Source organism: Variovorax ureilyticus, from assembly GCF_050632185.1.
Taxonomy (GTDB): Bacteria; Pseudomonadota; Gammaproteobacteria; order Burkholderiales; family Burkholderiaceae_C; genus Variovorax; species Variovorax ureilyticus_A.
The window spans coordinates 2,283,446-2,301,061 of record NZ_CP192579.1 but is presented as its reverse complement, the minus strand read 5'-3'; the positions used below and the strand labels follow the sequence as shown (position 1 = coordinate 2,301,061).

9 protein-coding genes, 1 other RNA gene and 4 pseudogenes are annotated in these 17,616 nt (G+C 67.1%); 8 read left to right on the top strand and 6 right to left on the bottom strand.

The annotated features are described in order from the left end of the window. The first annotated feature begins 4 nt into the window (after positions 1–4). From pstB to phoR, 4 genes and pseudogenes are all read left to right on the top strand, one after another. Positions 5–784: a phosphate ABC transporter ATP-binding protein PstB gene (gene pstB, locus ACQ858_RS11375; protein ID WP_431276710.1), complete on the top strand. Its 780-nt coding sequence runs from the start codon at positions 5–7 to the stop codon at positions 782–784. A gap of 9 nt (positions 785–793) precedes the next feature. Further along, positions 794–1,495, top strand: coding sequence for a phosphate signaling complex protein PhoU (gene phoU / locus ACQ858_RS11370; RefSeq protein ID WP_431276709.1), 702 nt, complete (start codon positions 794–796; stop codon positions 1,493–1,495). Between the two features lie 130 nt (positions 1,496–1,625). Continuing rightward, a pseudogene (phoB, locus tag ACQ858_RS11365) lies at positions 1,626–2,317 on the top strand (phosphate regulon transcriptional regulator PhoB). Between the two features lie 39 nt (positions 2,318–2,356). Continuing rightward, on the top strand, positions 2,357–3,691 hold the full coding sequence (gene phoR, locus ACQ858_RS11360) for a phosphate regulon sensor histidine kinase PhoR (RefSeq protein ID WP_431276708.1): 1,335 nt from the start codon (positions 2,357–2,359) through the stop codon (positions 3,689–3,691). On the opposite strand, the gene ACQ858_RS11355 is transcribed toward phoR, so the two are convergent. The 3 genes and pseudogenes from ACQ858_RS11355 to ACQ858_RS11345 all read right to left on the bottom strand — a co-directional run bounded on the left by ACQ858_RS11355 (position 3,675) and on the right by ACQ858_RS11345 (position 7,077). Beyond that, the gene (locus ACQ858_RS11355) at positions 3,675–5,015 is read right to left on the bottom strand and encodes an MATE family efflux transporter (protein ID WP_431276707.1); all 1,341 of its coding nucleotides are present in this window, start codon (positions 5,013–5,015) and stop codon (positions 3,675–3,677) included. The two genes, phoR and ACQ858_RS11355, sit on opposite strands and share 17 nt — an antisense overlap. Then, positions 5,008–6,738, bottom strand: a pseudogene (locus ACQ858_RS11350) (hypothetical protein). The gene ACQ858_RS11355 and the pseudogene ACQ858_RS11350 overlap by 8 nt, the downstream one beginning before the upstream one ends. 81 nt (positions 6,739–6,819) lie before the next feature. Beyond that, on the bottom strand, positions 6,820–7,077 hold the full coding sequence (locus ACQ858_RS11345; RefSeq protein WP_088957310.1) for a type B 50S ribosomal protein L31: 258 nt from the start codon (positions 7,075–7,077) through the stop codon (positions 6,820–6,822). A 117-nt stretch (positions 7,078–7,194) separates the two neighbouring features. Here ACQ858_RS11345 and ACQ858_RS11340 point away from each other — a divergent pair, with 117 nt between their 5' ends. Further along, positions 7,195–8,256 (top strand): oxidoreductase, encoded by a 1,062-nt coding sequence (locus ACQ858_RS11340; RefSeq protein ID WP_431276706.1) that lies wholly within the window; start codon positions 7,195–7,197, stop codon positions 8,254–8,256. On the opposite strand, the gene rho is transcribed toward ACQ858_RS11340, so the two are convergent. Both rho and trxA read right to left on the bottom strand, forming a co-directional pair. Further along, entirely contained in the window at positions 8,257–9,522 is a 1,266-nt protein-coding gene (gene rho, locus ACQ858_RS11335; RefSeq protein WP_088957308.1) for a transcription termination factor Rho, read from the bottom strand. Between the two features lie 180 nt (positions 9,523–9,702). After that, on the bottom strand, positions 9,703–10,035 hold the full coding sequence (gene trxA / locus ACQ858_RS11330) for a thioredoxin TrxA (RefSeq protein ID WP_340358648.1): 333 nt from the start codon (positions 10,033–10,035) through the stop codon (positions 9,703–9,705). A 93-nt stretch (positions 10,036–10,128) separates the two neighbouring features. Here trxA and ACQ858_RS11325 point away from each other — a divergent pair. The 3 genes and pseudogenes from ACQ858_RS11325 (at position 10,129) to ACQ858_RS11315 (ending at position 17,189) form a co-directional block, all read left to right on the top strand. Continuing rightward, positions 10,129–12,713: pseudogene (locus tag ACQ858_RS11325) on the top strand (PD-(D/E)XK nuclease family protein). Next, positions 12,710–15,954: pseudogene (locus tag ACQ858_RS11320) on the top strand (UvrD-helicase domain-containing protein). Before ACQ858_RS11325 ends, ACQ858_RS11320 begins: the two co-directional pseudogenes overlap by 4 nt. Continuing rightward, the gene (locus tag ACQ858_RS11315) at positions 15,951–17,189 is read left to right on the top strand and encodes a TIGR03862 family flavoprotein (protein WP_431276705.1); all 1,239 of its coding nucleotides are present in this window, start codon (positions 15,951–15,953) and stop codon (positions 17,187–17,189) included. The pseudogene ACQ858_RS11320 and the gene ACQ858_RS11315 overlap by 4 nt, the downstream one beginning before the upstream one ends. 287 nt (positions 17,190–17,476) lie before the next feature. On the opposite strand, the gene ffs is transcribed toward ACQ858_RS11315, so the two are convergent. Further along, positions 17,477–17,572, bottom strand: an RNA gene (gene ffs, locus ACQ858_RS11310) — signal recognition particle sRNA small type. Positions 17,573–17,616: the final 44 nt, after the last annotated feature.

Sequence of the window (17,616 nt, the reverse complement as noted above, 5' to 3'; positions counted from 1 at the left end):
CCACATGCCATCCACCATCGCTCAACCCACGCGCGCGAAGATCTCGGTCAAGGACCTGAACTTCTACTACGGCAAGTTCCACGCGCTCAAGGGCATCAACCTCGACATCCCCGAGAACAAGGTCACGGCCTTCATCGGCCCGTCGGGCTGCGGCAAGTCGACCTTGCTGCGCACTTTCAACCGCATGTTCGAGTTGTATCCGGAGCAGCGCGCCGAAGGCGTGATCGCGCTCGACGGCGAGAACCTGCTGACCTCCAAGCAGGACGTGGCGCTGATCCGCGCCAAGGTCGGCATGGTGTTCCAGAAGCCGACCCCGTTCCCGATGTCGATCTACGACAACATCGCCTTTGGCGTGAAGCTGTTCGAGAACCTCAGCGCTTCCGAGATGGACGACCGTGTCGAGTGGGCACTCAAGAAGGCCGCGCTGTGGACCGAGGTGCGCGACAAGCTGCAGCAGAGTGGCTCGGGCCTCTCCGGCGGCCAGCAGCAGCGCCTGTGCATCGCGCGTGGCATCGCGATCAAGCCCGAAGTGCTGCTGCTCGACGAGCCGTGCTCGGCGCTCGATCCGATCTCGACCGCGAAGATCGAGGAACTGATCGCCGAGCTCAAGAACGAGTACACGGTGGTCATCGTGACACACAACATGCAGCAGGCCGCACGCTGCAGCGATTACACCGCCTACATGTACCTCGGCGATCTGATCGAGTTCGGCGCGACTGAAGAGATGTTCTTCAAGCCCAAGCGCAAGGAGACCGAGGACTACATCACGGGCCGTTTCGGCTAAGGAGCTCGAATGACCGAAAAACACCTTTCCAGCCAGTTCGACAGTGAACTCAACATGGTGTCGTCGCGCGTGATGGAGCTCGGCGGCATCGTGGAATCGCAGATCAACCAGGCCGTCTACGCGCTGCAGGAGTTCGACTCCGAGACGGCGGAGCGCGTCATGGAGACGGAGAACCGCGTCAACGCGATGGAGATCGAGATCGACCGCGAACTGTCGTCGATCATCGCGCGCCGCCAGCCGACCGCGCGCGACCTGCGCCTCCTGATCGCGATCTCGAAGACCACCGCCAACCTCGAGCGCGTGGGCGACGAGGCGAACAAGATCGCGCGCATGGTCAAGTCGATCATCGAGAGCGGTGCGGCGCGCGCCTTGCCGTCGACCGAGCTGCGCATCGCCGCGGACCTGGCCGCGGGCCTGCTGCGCAAGGCGCTCGATGCGTTCGCGCGGCTCGATACCGCCGCGGCGCTGTCGATCCTCAAGGACGACGATCTGATCGACAAGGAGTTCGACGGCTTCGTGCGCAAGCTGGTCACCTACATGATGGAAGACCCGCGCACGATCTCCGCCAGCCTCGACCTGCTGTTCCTCGCCAAGGCGATCGAGCGCATCGGCGACCATGCGAAGAACATCGCCGAGTTCATCATCTACATCGTGAAGGGCGCGGACGTCCGCCACGCCTCGATGAACGAGATCGAAGCACAGCTGCAATGAGCTCGCCCGCAGGCTTGCCCACTTCGTGTGGCCGCCAACCCCCTGCTGGGAGCAACACCAGCGGACCGGCAAAGCCGGGGCCGCGGTGTTTCCGGACTTCGTTCGCTGACACACTCCAGCCTTGCTCTCTATGAAGAAACCACGCATTCTGATCGTCGAGGACGAGTCGTCGATCGCCGAGCTGATTGCCGTCAACCTCCGGCACAACGGCTTCGAGCCGATCTGGGCCGAAGACGGCGAATCCGCGCAGCGCGAGATCGATGCGTTTCTGCCGGACCTGGTTCTGCTGGACTGGATGCTTCCGGGCCAGAGCGGACTGCAGCTCGCGCGCCAATGGCGCAAGGATCCGCGCACCAAGACCATCCCGATCCTGATGCTGACCGCGCGCGGCGACGAGCCCGACAAGGTCGCCGGGCTGGACGCCGGCGCCGACGACTACATCACCAAGCCTTTCTCGACGCAGGAGATGCTCGCTCGCATCCGGGCGGTGCTGCGCCGCCGCGCGCCCGAAGTCGTGACCGAGCGCGTCGAGATCGGCGAACTCGCGCTCGATACCGCGACGCACCGCGTCACCGGCAAGGCAATCCGCTGAAGGTGGGGCCGACCGAGTTCAAGCTGCTGGGCTTCCTGATGCAGCACGCCGAGCGCGTGCACAGCCGGGCGCAACTGCTCGACAAGGTCTGGGGCGACCACGTCTATATCGAGGAGCGGACGGTCGACGTCCACGTCAAGCGCCTGCGCGAATCTCTCGGCCCGGCCGCGCCTATGGTCGAAACGGTCCGGGGTGCGGGTTACCGGCTCACCGCGCAGGCCACCGTCTGAGAGGCCCGCCCGCTGAGGTGGGCGGGATAATGTCCGGGCATGCCGTTTCGTATCGCGACTTTTCTTCTGGCTTCGCTCGTCGGCGGCGGCGTTGCTGCATTCGCTGCCTGGCGCTTCGTCTGGCTCGGTGCATGGCTTGGCGCCGTGGTGTGGCTCGCGCTCGACGCATGGCGCGCACACAGGCTCCTGTACGTGCTGCGGAACGACGCCGTCGGCCTGCCATCGCGTGGCCCGGGAATCTGGGTCGAACTGGCTGAGCGCATTCGCAAGTTGTTGCGCGATCGCGAAAAGCTCGCGCAGCAGGCCGAGGAGCGGCTGCAGGAGTTCCTCGCTGCGATCCAGGCCTCGCCCAACGGCGTGGTGCTGCTCGACGAGCAGGGCCGCATCGAATGGTGCAACCAGACGGCGGGGGAGCAACTCGGCATCGACACCGAGCGCGACCTGCTGCAGCACCTTTCGAACCTGGTGCGCGACCCGGCCTTTGTCGCCTACCTGGCTTCGTGGAACTACAGCCGGGATGTGGTGATCGATGCGCCCTCGAAGGCGATGCATCGCAATCAGCCCTGCCGTTTGTCCGTGCAAGTGCATCCTTATTCCGGCAACCGCCGCATGCTCCTGACGCGCGATGTCACGTCCCTCGAGCAGGCCGAGGCCATGCGCCGCGATTTCGTCGCCAACGTCTCGCACGAGATCCGCACGCCGCTGACCGTATTGGCCGGTTTCGTCGAGACCTTGCAGAACCTGCCGCTGGATGCCGAGGAGCGCGCCCGCTACCTCAACCTGATGAGCCAGCAGTCGCACCGCATGGAAACGCTGGTCAACGATCTGCTGACCCTGTCGCGCCTCGAGGGCAGTACCGCACCGCCGCAGAACCGGTGGATTCGCGTGCGTGCCTTGCTGGCCCAGTGCGAGGACGAAGCGCGCGGTCTTTCGAATCGTCTGTCGCAGCAGGGCCATCGTCTGTCGTTCACCCTGGAGGCGGACTCCGAGATCGCAGGCGTACCCACCGAGCTGCAAAGCGCCATGTCGAATCTGGTGAGCAACGCCGTGCGCTACACGCCGCCAGGCGGCGAGGTGGCCGTGGTGTGGCGCGTGCTGCCCGATGGCCGCGGCGAGTATTCCGTGCGTGACACCGGCCCCGGGATCGCCGCCGAGCACATCCCGCGGCTCACGGAGCGCTTCTACCGCATCGACCGCAGCCGCTCGCGCGAGACCGGCGGCACCGGTCTTGGCCTCGCGATCGTCAAGCACATCGCGCAGCGGCACGGCGCCGAATTGCGCATCGAAAGCAAGGTGGGCGAGGGTTCGCGCTTCGCGCTGATCTTTCCGGTCGCGCGGCTGCGCAAGACGGCGGCGGTCAGCGCCGTCGCCTGAGGGTCCACGCGAGCAGCAAGAGAAAGAGCACGGCCGTGATGAAGAGCGCCGCGGCGCTCATCAGCCAGAACGCGAGCGGGGACTGCATCGCGGCCCACGGCCCGATCCCGCGATAGGCCAGCAGATAGCTGCCTCCCAGGCCCACGCCCCACAGCAGGGTGCAGTACAGGATCAGCGGCATCACCGTCACCTGATAGCAGCGCAGCACGAAGACGCACAGCGTCTGCAGCGCGTCGGCGAGGTGATAAAGGGAGGTTGCGAGGAGCAGCGTGGTGCCGAGCGCGATGACCGCAGGATTCGCAGAGTAGATGCTGGCCAGCTGCCAGCGGAACAGCGCCATCGCCGAGGCGATCAGCAACGCGAAGAGCACGGCCAGCTGGAAGCCCTTGCGCCCCGCCTCCCGCGCGCGCTTCGGATCGCCCGCACCGAGCCAGAAGCTCACCCGTGCGCTCGTGGCGATGGCGAGCGACAGCGGCACCATGTAGGCGACCGCCGTGAGGTTCGAGGCGATCTGGTGCGCTGCCGAGGCCGTCGTCCCGAGGCGGGCGATGAACAGTGCCATCAGCGTGAAGGAGGTCACTTCCACCAGCACGGCAAGCCCCGCGGGAATGCCCAGCCTTGCGAACTGGCGCAGCTGCGCCCAGTCCGGCGCCTCGATCCGCTGCCAGAGGCGGTATTCGCGGTATGAAGGCTCGGAGCGCAGGAGCCAGAGTGCCGCGCCGAGCATCGCGTAGTTCACCACCAGCGTGGACCAGCCGCATCCGACGAGGCCCATCGCGGGCAGGCCCGCGCCGCCGAAGGCGAACCAGATCGACAGCGGCAGCTTGATGCCCAACGCTGCCAGTTGCAGCCAGGTTACGAGCCGTGGCTTGCCCAGGCTCTGGTTGAGCGTGCTGAAAAGACGAAAGAGCAGGGCCGGCGCCAGCGCGAAGGCCAGCACGCCGAGATAGGTCTCGATGTCGCCGCGCAAGCCCTGGGGGACATCGGTCCAGCGCAGCATCGGCGCCGGGAACAGCAGGATCGCCATGCCCAGCGCGATCGCGGCGCCGCAGACGTAAAGGGCTTGCCGGACCGATCGGCCGACCTCGGAGGTGCGCCGTGCGCCGTGGAGTTCCGCCCAGACCGGCAGCAGCGCCTGGAGCGCGCCCATGAGCGAGACGAAGACGCTAATGAAGATCGCGGACCCCACCGACAGCGCCGCCAGCGCGCCTTCGGCGTAGCGCCCCGCGACGATCGTGTCGGTGACGCCGAAAGCCATGACCGCCATCTGCCCGACGAACACCGTCGTGGCGTGGCGTCCGATGACGCCCCGTTCGCTAGTCACCGACGGGCGTCAGGCGTTGATACAGCAGCAGGTCGTCCGCGGCGCTGGTCGGACGGCGCAAGGTACCGACGAGGCGCCAGCTTTCGAGATTGACGATCTCGTGGAGCTTCGCGATCGCGTCGGGGTTGACCAGCAGCCAGGGGCAGGGGGACCGCCGATCAGCGGCTGGACATTGAAATTGCCGTGATAGCGCAGCGCCGCGATGTGCGGCCGGCCGAGCGCGAGCTCGGAGATGCAGCCCGGCTGGCCGACGCGCTCGGCAATCGCGTTGACCTGCGGCACGTAGCTGCGGGCAAAGTCGAGCACGGGCAGCCACAACGTCATGACCAGCATCCAGCAGAGGGCGGCACCGCCGGCGGGCAGGACGAGGGTCTTCCACAGCGCCGCGCGATGGCGGCCGGTGCGCCACCGTACCAGCCAGGCCCAGGCCAGCGTCGCCGTCAGCGCGAAGAGGAAGGGTGCCAACGAAAAATGGGGGACGAATCCGGGTGCCAGCCTCGGCGACGTTGGCCGCAGGCTTGGCTGGCACGCCGGTCTGCATCGCAACCCAGATCACCCAGATGACGATCGCCGAGCCGCTGAAGAACAGGAGGGTGAACCAGTCGATCAGCGCGGCCACGCTGCGCCGGAAGGTCGGCAGCGCGAAGGCGGCGAGCGTGGCGAACGCCGGCAGGCCGAGCAGCAGTGAACGTTCCGAGAAGTCGGTGGTCCAGGTCGCCATCAGCGGCACGACCGCAAACCACAGGGGCAGTGCGACGTGCCGTGCGGTCAACTGCCGGCGCCACCGCCAGAGGGTCCAGATCGCGAGCGGCCAGGTCGGCCAGGTGAACCAGAGCAGGAGCTTGGCCTGGCTGCGCACTTCGGGCAGCAAGCGTTGGGAGGTCGGCAGATCGATCCTCCACTGGAGCAATCCGAGCGCGGCTGCCAGCGCCAATGCGAGCAGCGTGATGCCGAAGACCGCCGCGATCGAGGCCGTGGTGTAGGTGGGTTCGGACTCGGGCACTTCCTCGGCCGGCCAGCGCTTGCGTTCGACCAGCAGGATCACGCCGCAGCCGATCCCGAGGGTCAAGCCCACCGTCGGGCCGCCGCTGAGCGCCAGCCCGAAGGTGCCCACGATCAGCGCGGCGAGCGGAGCGATGCGCCGGTACGGCAGGGCCGCGACGCCGAAGAACAGGTTCGAGGCGAAGAACAGTTGCCCGAGGGCGGGCGTGGTTTCGTGCCCGAGCTGGGCCAGTCCGAGCGATGCGATCAGCGCGAGGAGCGCGCCGTCGGCGATGGCGCGCGCATAGTCGGCCGGCAGCGCCTCGCCGCCGAAGGCGAACGCCACCGGCTGCGCGCGGTAGGTGCGTGCCAGGTAGTAGACGGCATACCACGTGGCGGTGAGGGTGCCCGCCAGAAGCAGCGCGAAGGCGATGCGGACCGCCAGGTCAGGATTGATCCACGAGGGGGCGATCTTGATCGCCCAGGCCCCGATCCAGTAGGGAATCAGTGCCGGCGTCTCGGGGCGCAAGCCGAGCAGAACCGGGTCGAACCAGGCGGCGATGCCGCCCTTGCTCTGGGCGAGTTCGGCCATATAGCCGAACGAAGTGATGTCCGCGCTCTTCCACGGACCGCGACCGAGCAGGCCGGGCATCAGGTACGCCGCGCACAGAAGCAACAGTGCAATGCGCGGCAGGCGGCGCACTGCGCTCTGGGCAACGATTGCGGGCGTCGGGTGGTTCACCTCGGGAGGAGAGTGTGCTCGTTGGAAAAGAAAAAGGGCAGCGCGGTAAACCGGGCTGCCCTCGACACGGAAGCGCCGTCCTTACTTGGAGGCCGTCTTGCCGAAGCGGTTGCGGAATTTCTCGACGCGGCCGCCCATGTTGTCGACCGACTTCTGCGTGCCGGTGTAGAAGGGATGCGATTCGCTCGAGGTATCGAGCTTGAAGAGAGGCAGTTCACGACCATCGTCGGTCTTGCCGGTTTCCTTGGTGTTGACGCACGAACGGGTCACGAACTTGAAGCCGTTCGACAGGTCGACGAACAGAACTTCGCGGTAGTTCGGGTGAATGCCTTCTTTCATGATGTTTCCTTTGGTCGATGCGAGAGCCACAACCACGCAGCACAACGCTGCGGCGCACTTTTCGCGAAGCCTGCAATTATCGCATACTGACCCTTTTCTGCGCCAGAGGCCCCACTCATGCCCAAAACCACCCTGCGTGCCGGCCTGGTCGGCTATGGATTCGCCGGTCAGACCTTTCACGCTCCGGTGCTGTCGGCCGTGTCCGGCTTGGAACTCGGCGCCGTGGCAAGCTCCCAGCCGCACAAGGTCCATGCGGATTGGCCGGGGGTGGATGTGGTCCCGGACGTGGGCGCGCTGTTGCGCCGATCCGACATCGACCTGATCGTCGTCGCGACGCCCAACGCCCAGCACCACCCGGTCGCCAAAGCGGCACTGACGGCCGGCAAGCATGTGGTCGTGGACAAGCCGTTCACGCTCGATGCGGGGCAGGCACGCGAACTGGCGGCGCTGGCCGAGCGGCAGGGGCGGGTGCTTTCCGTCTACCAGAATCGCCGCTTCGATTCGGACTTCCTGACCTTGCGGGACGTCCTGGCCAGTGGCGACCTGGGGCGTCCGGTGTACTTCGAATCGCACTTCGACCGCTTCCGACCCGAGGTGCGGGCCCGCTGGCGCGAGCAGCCTGTGCCGGGTGCCGGTCTCTGGGTCGACCTGGGGTCGCATCTGCTCGACCAGACGGTCCAGCTGTTCGGCCGTCCCGATGCGCTTCAACTCGATAGCGCGGTGCTGCGCGATGGGGCGCTTGTCGAAGACTACTTTCATGCCGTCCTGCGCTACGAGAGTGGCGAGCACGCGCCGCTGCGGGTCGTCCTGCACGCGACCACGCTGGCAGCGCACGCGGCGCCGCGCTACATCGTGCACGGCACCCGGGGCAGTTACGTGAAGCGTGGCGTCGATCCGCAGGAAGACGCGCTGCGCGCCGGTGGGCGTCCTTTGGACGCGGCATGGGGTGCGGATCCGATCGACGGCGAACTCACGCTGTGCGCAGCCGACGGCCGCATGCAGACACGCAAGCTGCCCACCAAGGCGGGCAACTACGTGCGCTACTACGCCGCGGTGTGCGATGCGATTCTGGGAGATGGCCCGAATCCGGTCCCGCCGGAACAGGCGGTCGAGCTGATGGAACTGCTCGACCTCGGCCGCCAAAGCGCCGCCGAAGGGCGGGCTCTGCCGGCGCGCTGATCAGCCGCCGCGACGCATCATGTCGAAGAACTCGACATTGGTCTTGGTGGCCTTCATGTTCTTGAGCATCAGCTCCATCGCCTCGATCTCGTCCATGTTGTACATGAGCTGACGCAGGATCCGGGTCTTCTGCAGGATCTCGGGCGGCAGCAGCAGCTCTTCGCGACGGGTGCCGCTGCGGTTGAGCTGGATCGACGGGAACACGCGCTTCTCGTAGAGGCGGCGGTCGAGGTGGATTTCGGAGTTGCCGGTGCCCTTGAACTCTTCGAAGATCACTTCGTCCATGCGGCTGCCGGTGTCGATCAGGGCGGTGCCGATGATGGTCAGCGAGCCGCCTTCCTCGACATTGCGCGCAGCGCCGAGGAAGCGCTTGGGACGTTGCAGGGCGTTGGAGTCCACGCCGCCGGTCAGCACCTTGCCGGACGAGGGCACCACGTTGTTGTAGGCACGGGCGAGGCGGGTGATCGAGTCGAGCAGGATCACCACGTCCTTCTTGAGCTCGACCAGGCGCTTGGCGCGTTCGATGACCATTTCGGCGACATGCACGTGGCGGGCGGCGGGTTCGTCGAAGGTCGAGGCAATGACCTCGCCCTTCACGGTGCGCTGCATTTCGGTCACTTCCTCGGGCCGCTCGTCCACGAGCAGCACCATCATGTGCACCTCGGGGTAGTTGGCGCTGATCGCGTGCGCGATGTGCTGCATCATGACCGTCTTGCCGCTCTTGGGCGGGGCCACCAGCAGTGCGCGCTGGCCTTTGCCGATCGGGGCGATGATGTCGATGATCCGGCCGGTGATGTTCTCGTCGCCCTTGAAGTTGTCGCGTTCGAGGCGCATCAGCTGCTTGGGGAACAGCGGGGTCAGGTTCTCGAACATGACCTTGTGCTTGTTCGCCTCCGGCGGGCCGTCGTTGACCTTGTCGAGCTTGGTCAGCGCGAAGTAGCGCTCGCCGTCCTTGGGCGTGCGCACTTCGCCTTCGATCATGTCGCCGGTGTGCAGGTTGAAACGGCGGACCTGGCTCGGCGAGATGTAGATGTCGTCCGTGCTCGCGGTGAAGCTGGTGTCGGGACTGCGCAGGAAGCCGAAGCCGTCGGGCAGGATTTCGAGCACGCCATCGGCGAACACCTGCTCACCGGCCTTCGCGCGCTTCTTGATGATCGCGAACATCAGTTCCTGCTTGCGCATGCGACCGACGTTTTCGATCTCCAGGGCCTCGGCCTGCTTGAGGACTTCGGAGACGTGAAGTGCCTTGAGTTCGTTTAAGTGCATGGAACGACCCCTTGCGGGGATAGCTGTCAAAACTTTGGGGGGAGGTTTGATGTGAAGCGAGAAATGCCTCACAACCCGGGGAACTCGAACCGGGCCCGGAAAGGGCCGGTGATCTGTGGGGAATTATGACAGGAAAAAAGCCGCCAACGCATTGCGCGCTGGCGGCCTGGAGGCTCTTTTTCAGGCGAGCTGCTGGTCGATGAAGGCGGTCAGTTGCGCCTTGCTCATCGCGCCGACCTTGGTGGCGGCGAGCTGGCCGTCCTTGAACAGCATCAGGGTCGGGATGCCGCGGATGCCGAACTTGGCGGGGATGTCGCGGTTCTCGTCGACATTCATCTTGGCGATCTGCAGCTTGCCTTCGTAGGCGCTGGAGACTTCGTCGAGGATCGGCGCGATCATCTTGCAGGGGCCGCACCATTCGGCCCAGTAATCCACGAGCACAGGCTTGCCGGACTTGAGCACGTCGGCTTCGAAAGAAGAGTCGGAGATGTGTTTGATGAGTTCGCTGGCCATGGGATGTGTCCTTCTGCGCTGAGAGTTTCGGTGCAGCTAAAGTGCGGGTCATTGTGACAGAAACCAAGTTCCGGCGTGGCCGGCGCGCAAGCTATGGCTGCGATAGCCAAAGCACTCCTTCGACATCCCATGCGTCCTTCTGAGCACCACCCTGCGCACGCGCTCTGGTGCGACCCCGACCGCGGCATTATCGGGCGCATTGCGCGCCTTCTGGCCGAGCGTGACCTGCATCCTTCCCGCACGGTGGTCCTGGTGCCGTATGCGCAACTCATGCAGGCTGCGCGCGACATGTGGGCGACCTGCGCTGCGCCGGGCTTCGCGCCGCGCTTCGAGACCACGCGCAACTGGGCGCGCAGCATCGGCGGCTTCGTGCCGGACGTGGATGACATCGCCTTCGACATGGCGCGCGATCTCCTCACCGCGCAATCGCTTCTGGGGCGGGCCGGGTTCGGTGCATCGCGCAATGCGCTGGCAGGGCGCCTGGTCGAGATCGCATTGCAGCTGGCGCCTCTGGCCGCAGCCGAGCTGCCGGACGAACGCATGGCATGGATGCAGCGCGTTCGCGGATCGATCGAGGCCGGGCGCGGTTCGGAGTGGTTCGACGTTGAAAGTGCCCTGAACGGCGTTGCGCTCGCCTGGGCTGGCAGTTCGGGCTACGCGACCGATGTCCTCTTCGCCTCCGGCGCTTTGGCGCAGGTGGATCAGCTGGTCGTGCTCGACGGTCTCCAGCCCGATCCGATCATCCGGAAGCTCGCGGCGCGATTCGGCGAACGTTGCCTGCACCTGCCGCTCGTGACGGCGAGCTTGCCTTCGCACGTCGCCCTTCACGCGGCTGCCGATCCCGAAGACGAGGCGGAACGGGCGGCCGCCTGCGTGCTGCGCCACTTGGCGGAGGGCCGGGCGCCGGTCGCGCTGGTCGCAACCGACCGGGCCCTCACGCGACGCATCAGCGCGCATCTCGGCCTGCACGGCGTTGCGCCGCACGACGAGACGGGCTGGAAGCTGTCGACCACACGAGCAGCGGCCGGACTGATGAGCGCGTTGCGCGCCTGCGTCCACGACGCAGGCAGCGACCAGGTGCTGGACTGGCTCAAGCACGCCGATGCCTTCGAGCGTGGCGCGGTGCTCTCGCTCGAGTCGCGCCTGCGCGATCGCGGCATGCGTGACTGGCGCGGCTGGTGCACTTTCGTTGCGGCCAGCGAGAAGCCACAGGACGTGGCAACGAGGACGTTGACGGAAACCATCGAGGCGATGCGTGCCACGCTGTCGCGCCCGCGTCCTCTCGGCGAGTGGCTCGTCGCCACGCGCGCGCTGCTCGACGCCAGTGGCCAGTGGCTCGGCCTGATGAGCGATGTCGCTGGCGCGGAGGCGATCTCCGCGCTGCATCTGGATGCCGAAGCCGAGGAGATTCGCGGTTCGCGCTGCACGCTGGTCGAATTCACGGCGTGGGTGCGGGATGTGCTCGAAGCGGCGAGCTTCGTGCTGGTGCCCGATGAATCGGAGCCGCTTCAGGTCGTCATCCTGCCGCTCCATCATCTTCTGGGTCGCGCCTTCGCCGCCGTGGTCGTGCCGGGCTGCGACGATCAGCGTCTGCCGGCGTCACCCGAACCGCCGGGCGACTGGAGTGCTTCCCAGCGCGAAGTACTGGCACTGCCCTCGCGTGAGGCTCTGGGGGCAGCGCAGCGGGCCGGATGGGCCGTCGCGATGGACGCACCGCATCGCGACGTGCTCTGGCGCCGGTTCGATGCGAGCGGCGAGCCGGTGCGGCCGAGTCCGCTCGTGCAGATGCTTCATCTCGACGGCGCCGGCGAATCCGCGGCCGATCCACGCAAGCTCGTGCAAGTGGCGACGCAGCCGACGCCGAATCCGCGCCCCCGCGGCGACGCGCTGATGCCGGCCACGCTCTCGTCGACGGCGTACGAAGACCTGCGCCGCTGCCCCTACCGGTTCTTCGCGCTGCGGCAACTCGGGCTGCGCAGCAGCGACGAGCTCGACGCCGAACTCGACAAGCGCGACTTCGGAAACTGGCTTCACGCGGTGCTCGGCCATTTCCACGAGGCGCTGAAGAACGACCCGACTCCCGAACTGCAGGCGCGGCGGCGCATGATGGCCGCCGCCGAAGAGCAGGCGACGCGCGAATTCGGCCTTTCCGAAGCCGAGTTCCTGCCGTTCGCCGCCGCCTGGCCCGCCACGCGGGACGGCTACCGGCCTGGCTCTCGGGCCACGAGGCGGGCGAGGGCGCGGTGTTCGTCGAATCCGAACCCTGGAAGGAAGTACCGCTGGCGCGCATCAGGCTGGTGGGCCGGCTGGATCGCGTCGATGCGACGCCCGACGGCCGGGCTTTCGTGATCGACTACAAGACCGAGTCCGCCGACAAGACACGCGAGCGGGTGAAGGACCCCTACGAGGACACGCAACTCGCGTTCTACGCCGCCCTTTTTCCGGACGACACCCTGCGCGGCGCCTACGTCAACGTGGGCGAGAAGTCGTCCGGCACGCGCACGTTCGAGCAACTGGACATCGTGCAGGCGCGCGACGCGCTGGTGAATGGCGTGATCGGCGATCTCGAACGCATTGCCGGCGGGGCGCCGCTGCCGGCGCTCGGCGAGGGGCCGGTTTGCGAGCACTGCGCCGCGCGCGGCCTCTGTCGCAAGGATTTCTGGGGAATTACCCGATGAGCGCCCCGGCCTATGAGCACAACAGCGTGCATGTTTCGCGCGAGCGCTTCTACGAGATCGCGTGCGACCCGCGCCGTTCGGTCGCCGTGGAGGCCTGTGCCGGCGCCGGCAAGACATGGATGCTGGTTTCGCGCATCCTTCGCGCCCTGCTCGAGGAGGGCGACGCCGCCTGTGCACCGCACGAGATCCTTGCGATCACCTTCACGAAAAAGGCCGCCGGCGAGATGCGCGAGCGGCTGGACCAATGGCTCGAGAAATTTGCCGGCCAACCGATCGATGCGTTGGTGCCCGAACTGAGGATGCGTGGCATGTCGCCTGAAGCCGCGCAGGCGGCCGCGCCGCGGCTGAAGGGCCTCTATCGCGAGCTTCTGGGACACGGCCGGCCGGTGCAGTTCCGCACCTTTCACGCCTGGTTCGCCGGTCTGCTGCGCAGTGCGCCGGTCGCGGTGCTCGAGCGATTGCGGCTGCCCGCCAACTACCAGTTGCTCGAAGACGACGCCGAGGCACGCATGCGCGTCTGGCGCCCCTTCTACGCAGCGGTGACGGCGGACGCGGAGGCCTCGGCGGACTACCGTGCGCTGGTCGCGACGCATGGCCGATCGCAGGTTGCCAAGGCGCTCGACGAAGCGCTCACGCGCCGCGTCGAGTTCGCGCTCGCCGACGTGAATGGTGCCGTCGATAGCGCCGTCACGCCGATGCAGACGATGTATCCCGCCTTCGACGGCGCTGGGTCGCCGGATGATGTCCTGCTGCACGACCCCGCCTGGCGCGGCACGCTGCTGGCCGCTGCGCGGGCGCTGGGCCGCGCGAGCGCACCAACGTTCTCGCGCCGCGGTGTCGAACTCGAGCAGGCCGTGACCGATGGCGATGCCGAGGGGGTGCTCGATGCGCTGCTCACGCAAAAGGGCGAGCCGCGCAGGTTCGGCGAGAAGCTCGCCGGCATCGAGGATGTGCGCGCAGCGCAGGAGCGCGTGCAGCAGTACTGCGCGGCGCGCGCCCAGCATGAGGCGTGGCTGTACCAGCAACGCATGGCCCGGCTGACGCGGCTGCTCGTCAAGTGCTTCGCGGACGTGAAGGTCTCCAACGGCTGGGTCGACATGAACGATGTCGAACAGGCCGCGCACATGCTGCTGGGCAACGCGGAACTCTGGGGCTGGGTGCAGGAGCGACTCGACGCGGGCGTGCGGCACCTGCTCATCGACGAGTTCCAGGACACGAACCCGCTGCAATGGCAGGCGCTCAGCGGCTGGCTCGGCAGTTATGCCGGCGCGGGAGCGCGGCGGCCGGGCGTATTCATCGTGGGCGACCCGAAGCAGAGCATCTACCGCTTCCGCCGTGCGGAGCCGCAGGTCTTCATCGCCGCCAAGGACTTCGTACAGCGGGGGCTTGGCGGCGACCTGCTCAACTGCGACCACACGCATCGCAACGCGCAGGCCGTGATCGGCCTCGTGAATGCCGCGATGCAGGAGGCGCAACAGGCGGGCGAGTTCAGCGGCTTCCGCGATCACACGACCGAATCCGGCGCCGCGGGGCGCATTCTCAAGCTGCCGATGATCGGGCGCGACGCGATCGCGTCGGCATCGCCGAACGATGCGACGGCGGACATCGCGCCTGCGTGGCGCGACAGCCTGACGACGCCGCGCCTGCTGCCCGAGGAGAAGCTGCTGCAGAAGGAATGCCAGCAGGCCGCCCGCTGGATCGCGGCGCGCATCGCGGAGGGCCTCGCGCCGAGCCAGATCATGGTGCTCGCGCGACGCCGCAGCCGATTGGCGGCCATGCAGGACGAGTTGCGCAAGCTTCACATCGCGGTCCAGCAGCCGGAAAAAACGAGTTGCACGACGCACCGGAAGTGCAGGACATGGTCGCGCTCATCGATGTGCTGGTGTCGCCCGACCACGACTTGTCGCTCGCGCGTGCGCTCAAGTCGCCGCTGTGGGGCCTGCACGACGACGCGCTGGTGCAGATCGCACGCCGGCAGCGCGAAACCCGCATGAGTTGGTTCGATCTGCTGCAGTCGCCGGACTGGCCTGCGCCGCTGGCCGGCATCGGTCCACGGTTGCGTGAATGGCAGCAGTGGCTGCAGGACCTGCCGCCGCACGATGCGTTGAGCGCGATCTATCACGACGCCAACGTGCTTCCGGCCTTTGCCGCAGCCGCGCCGGCGGCGATGCGCGCATCCGTTCTCGCCAACCTCCGAGGGCTTCTTTCCGCCTCGCTCGAACTCGATGGCGCGCGTTTCGCGACGCCCTATGGTTTCGTGCGTGCACTGCGCGCCGGCGGCGTGCGCGCGCCTTCGTTGTCCGTAGCGGAGGCGGTGCAACTGCTCACGGTCCACGGCGCGAAGGGTTTGGAGGCCAAGGTGGTGCTCCTGCTCGACACGGACGCATCGGCGCAGCGCGCGCAGACCATGGGCGTGCTCGTGAAGTGGCCTGGTCATGCGAGCGCGCCCGAGCGCTTCGTCTTCATCGCGAGCGAAAAGAATCCGCCGGCCTGCGCGACGGACGACCTCGCGGAGGAACAGTCGGCAAGACATCGCGAAGAGATCAACGCGCTTTACGTGGCGACCACGCGCGCGCGGGAGGAATTGGTCGTTTCAGCCGTCGCCGCCGCGCGTGCCAACGGACAAAGCTGGTGGGCGCGGCTCGAGCCTCGCTGCGATGCCATCGAGGATGTGGCGGCGGCTGGTGGGGCATCGGCCGGGTTGGCGCCCTCGTCCTTCGAGATGCTCGGCCTTCCCGATCTGGCGACGGAGGCGACCGTGAAGCCGTCCAGCCCTGCGCTTCGTCGCGGCGATACACGCGCTTCGGCACTCGGCCAGGCGATGCATCGCTTGCTCGAATGGACGCGGCCGGGCGAGCCGCTGCCGATGGAGCATCTGCGCGCCGCCGCGCGGGAGTTCGCGCTCGATCTCCCGGCCACGCGCGCGGCGGCTGCGATGGCGCAGCGCATCCGCGTCGGCGCCGGTGCCTGGGCGTGGGACATCGAATCGCTGGACTGGCACGGCAACGAAGTCACGCTGGTCCATCAGGGCCAGGTGCTGCGCATCGACCGGCTGGTGCGCCATCGCGAGAGCGGCGCGTGGTGGGTGCTCGACTACAAGTCGGCCGCCCGCCCCGAACGCGACGCGGCGCTGATTGCGCAACTCAACCGCTACCGCGATGCGGTCCAGGAAGCCTACCCAGGCGAAACCGTCCGCGCGGCATTCCTGACGGGGCAGGGCGAACTGGTCACACTCCAATGAACAAAGACAAGTCAGTCGCCATCGTCGGCGGCGGTCCCGCGGGATTGATGGCGGCCGAGGTTCTGAGCCGCGAGCGCGCACAGGTTCATCTCTATGACGCCATGCCCTCGGTGGGGCGCAAGTTCCTGCTCGCGGGGCGCGGTGGGCTCAACCTCACGCATTCCGAACCTCTCGACCGGTTCATCGAACGCTTCGGCGAGCGACGTGCGCAGGTCGAGCCGCTGTTGCGCCGTTTCGGCCCCGACGCGCTGCGCGAATGGGCCCATGGGCTCGGGATCGAAACCTTCGTGGGGACATCGGGCCGGGTCTTTCCGAAGGACATGAAAGCCGCGCCGCTGCTGCGTGCCTGGCTGCACCGGCTGCGGCAGGCCGGTGTGCAGTTCCACATGCGTCATCGATGGGGCGGTTGGGCGGATGCTCCCGCGTCGGCGACCACCTTGCGTTTCGCGACGCCGGGCGGCGATGTCGAGGTGTCGCACGATGCGGTCGTGCTCGCGCTCGGCGGCGCGAGCTGGGCGCGGCTGGGGTCCGACGGCGCGTGGGTGCCGTGGCTGGCAGCGCGCGGCATCGATCTCGCGCCGCTGATCCCGGCGAATTGCGGTTTCGATCTCGGGTGGACGTCTTACTTCGCCGAACGTTTCGCCGGCATGCCATTCAAGTCGATTGCGATTTCGTTCGTCGACACACGGGGGCGTCGCTTTGCGCGCAAGGGTGAATTCGTCGCGACTGCCACGGGCATCGAAGGAAGCCTGGTCTACGCCGCGTCCGCTTTGCTGCGTGACGAGATCGCGTCGCATGGCAGCGCCACACTGATGCTCGACCTGCTGCCCGACCGCACGCCGGAGCAGGTGCGCGCCGCCGTGCTCCATCCGCGCGGTTCGCGAACGGTCGCGAGCCATCTGAAGAGCCGCCTGGGCCTCGATGGCATCAAGATGGCCGTGCTGCATGAGGTGCTCGCGAAAGACGCGATGCATTCGCCCGAAAGGCTGGCCGAAACGATCAAGGCCGTCCCGCTTCGGCTCGTCGCGGCGAGGCCGATCGACGAGGCCATCAGTACCGCCGGCGGTGTGCGCTTCGAGGCGCTCGATGACAAGCTGATGAGCCTTGCGCTGCCGGGCGTCTTCGTTGCCGGCGAGATGCTCGATTGGGAAGCGCCCACGGGCGGCTATCTGCTGACTGCGTGCATGGCGAGCGGCGTCGTCGCCGCAGAGGGCATGCTTCGCACCCTGGACTGAGCGCTACACCGCGGTCGGACGAAGCTGCCAGTGCCTCACGGTGGTTGCGATGACTCGCGCCGCGTGGGCCTGAAGATTGACCGCGTGCGCAGCCGGTGCCGCGGATGCAACGGAAAAGGGCCACGAAGACCGGGCCACCCGCGGCCGAGGTGCGAACGGAAGCACGCGTGCAGCGGCTTGAGGGAAGGGGTGGGTGGTCATGTCGTCGCCTCGAGTTGTTCTTGGAGACGACGCATTTTACTCGCATCACTGTATTTTCATACAGTATTTTCGAGCCTTGAAATGAGGTTGACGAGCCTTACCCCGGCACTGGCTACGCAGTTAGGGCTGCTTGGTTCCCCACCTGACCCGGTTGGCCGCTTCACCATGCGGGGAGGCCCGTCAACCGACGATTGTAGGCGACGATTGATCGCCGCCAGGACGCCCT

Coding starts and splice junctions, on each gene's coding strand:
- pstB (WP_431276710.1), top strand. CDS start 5: ATGCCATCCACCATCGCTCAACCCACGCGCGCGAAGATCTCGGTCAAG.
- phoU (WP_431276709.1), top strand. CDS start 794: ATGACCGAAAAACACCTTTCCAGCCAGTTCGACAGTGAACTCAACATG.
- phoR (WP_431276708.1), top strand. CDS start 2,357: ATGCCGTTTCGTATCGCGACTTTTCTTCTGGCTTCGCTCGTCGGCGGC.
- ACQ858_RS11345 (WP_088957310.1), bottom strand. CDS start 7,077: ATGAAAGAAGGCATTCACCCGAACTACCGCGAAGTTCTGTTCGTCGAC.
- ACQ858_RS11340 (WP_431276706.1), top strand. CDS start 7,195: ATGCCCAAAACCACCCTGCGTGCCGGCCTGGTCGGCTATGGATTCGCC.
- rho (WP_088957308.1), bottom strand. CDS start 9,522: ATGCACTTAAACGAACTCAAGGCACTTCACGTCTCCGAAGTCCTCAAG.
- trxA (WP_340358648.1), bottom strand. CDS start 10,035: ATGGCCAGCGAACTCATCAAACACATCTCCGACTCTTCTTTCGAAGCC.
- ACQ858_RS11315 (WP_431276705.1), top strand. CDS start 15,951: ATGAACAAAGACAAGTCAGTCGCCATCGTCGGCGGCGGTCCCGCGGGA.